The sequence below is a fragment of the Planobispora rosea genome (genome assembly GCF_014648175.1).
GTDB classification, from domain to species: Bacteria; Actinomycetota; Actinomycetes; order Streptosporangiales; family Streptosporangiaceae; genus Planobispora; species Planobispora rosea.
Map to the genome: position 1 here is coordinate 1 of NZ_BMQP01000116.1, position 1,745 is coordinate 1,745.

The 1,745-nt window shown below is 69.3% G+C and carries 2 protein-coding genes; both read left to right on the top strand.

What is annotated here, in order from left to right; all coding sequences use genetic code 11:
- The first annotated feature begins 169 nt into the window (after nucleotides 1-169).
- Nucleotides 170-964: a class I SAM-dependent methyltransferase gene (locus IEZ08_RS38975; protein WP_068921415.1), complete on the top strand. Its 795-nt coding sequence runs from the start codon at nucleotides 170-172 to the stop codon at nucleotides 962-964.
- 78 nt (nucleotides 965-1,042) lie between these two features.
- The gene (locus IEZ08_RS38980) at nucleotides 1,043-1,558 is read left to right on the top strand and encodes an SRPBCC family protein (protein WP_068921414.1); all 516 of its coding nucleotides are present in this window, start codon (nucleotides 1,043-1,045) and stop codon (nucleotides 1,556-1,558) included.
- Nucleotides 1,559-1,745: the final 187 nt, after the last annotated feature.

A 1,745-nucleotide genomic window follows, 5' to 3' on the forward strand; every position in this document is an offset into this window, starting at 1 on the left:
GCCGCTCACCGTTGCCTGGCGGCCATCGGTGGCGGGACGGAGCTCAGGGTCGGCCATCGTGGGATGCACCCGATCCTGAAGGTGGGGTGCATCCCACAGGGCAAATGATCCTGAAATAGCCGACATGTAATCATTTGCCCGCAGAATGCGGCTCAAGGCATGATCGAGTATGGCGCTGGCACGGGAACTGCTCACCTACTACGAGCAGGACAGGGAGCACAGTCGGCTCCGGGAAGGGCGTGGCCGGCTGGAGTTCTGGCGTACGCAAGATGTGCTACGCCGAATGCTGCCCGCTGCTCCGGCCCGGGTGCTGGATGTGGGCGGCGGCACCGGAGTGCATGCCGAATGGCTGGTCGCCGACGGCTACGAGGTCGAGTTGCTCGATCCGATCCCCCTGCACGTGGAGCGGGCCGCCAAGCTGGCCGGGGTGACCGCGCGGCTGGGCGATGCACGCCACTTGCCGGCGCCGGACGCGAGCGTGGACGCGGTGCTGCTCCTGGGACCTCTCTACCACCTGGCGGAGCGCGTCGACCGGGTGCGGGCGCTGGCCGAGGCCCGGCGCGCCGTACGGCCCGGCGGCCTGGTGGCAGCTGCGACCATCAACCGCTGTGCGGCCGTACACGACACGATCTATCTGGGCGTCTACCCCCAGGAGCGGCAGCGGCAGGCCGCACACGCAGCCATGCGGGATGGGATCATGCTCTCTCCCGGGCAGGGCTTTCCCGCCTACCTCCACGATCCGGACGAAGTTCCGGGGGAGTTCGCCGACGCCGGCCTCTGCGGGGCCGAGCGGTACGGGCTGGAGGGCGCCTTCTGGCTGTACGGCGACGTCAACGACTGGCTCGACGATCCGGAACGCCGCCGGCTCCTGCTCGACGCGCAGCGTTCGCTGGAGTGCGTGCCCTCGCTTCTGGGCGTCAGCGGCCACATGCTCACCATCGCGCGGCGACTCGACGCCCCCTAAAGGGTGGGCACCCCGGCCCGCAGCCCTGTGATCCATCGCAGTACGGTTCCTCCATACGCTGGCGTATGGAGGAGTGAGATGCGGAACATCCAGGAACGCACAATCGGCGCCTCGGCAGAGACACTCGGCGCGCTGCTGGATCGGGTGGCCACCGCCGACGACCGCCTCTGGCCCGTCCCGGCCTGGCCGCGGCTCGTCCTCGACTCCGGTCTGACCCCCGGCTCGCGCGGAGGCCACGGCCCGATCCGCTACAGCGTCTCCGAATACGAGCCCGGCCACCGGGTCCGCTTCCTCTTCGACCCGGAACTCGGGCTCGACGGCCACCACGAGTTCACCATCACCGCGGATGGTCCGGACCGCTGCCGTCTCACCCACATCATCGACGGCACCCTCCGAGGCCGCATGCGGATCATGTGGCCGCTGGCGATCCGCTGGCTGCACGAGGCACTGATGCAGGATCTCTTCGACAACGCCGAGCGCGCGGCGACCGGCACGCTGAGCAGCCGCCCCGCGAACTGGCCGTTGTGGGTGCGCCTGCTACGGCGGGTCCGGGCAGGTCGGCCGGCCAGTCATGATGGTACGGCTCGGCGTTGAGGCACGGGACTTCCCGGAACCGGCCCTCCGGAACGATGACGTGGAACCGGCCAATCCCTTGTGGTGCCTTCTCCGCTTCCACCTCCGTGCGTGAGGTCCGTCGTGTTGTTGAAATCGGGTGCAGCCTACGATGGCCGACCCTGAGCTCCGTCCCGCCACCGATGGCCGCCAGGCAACGGTGAGCGGC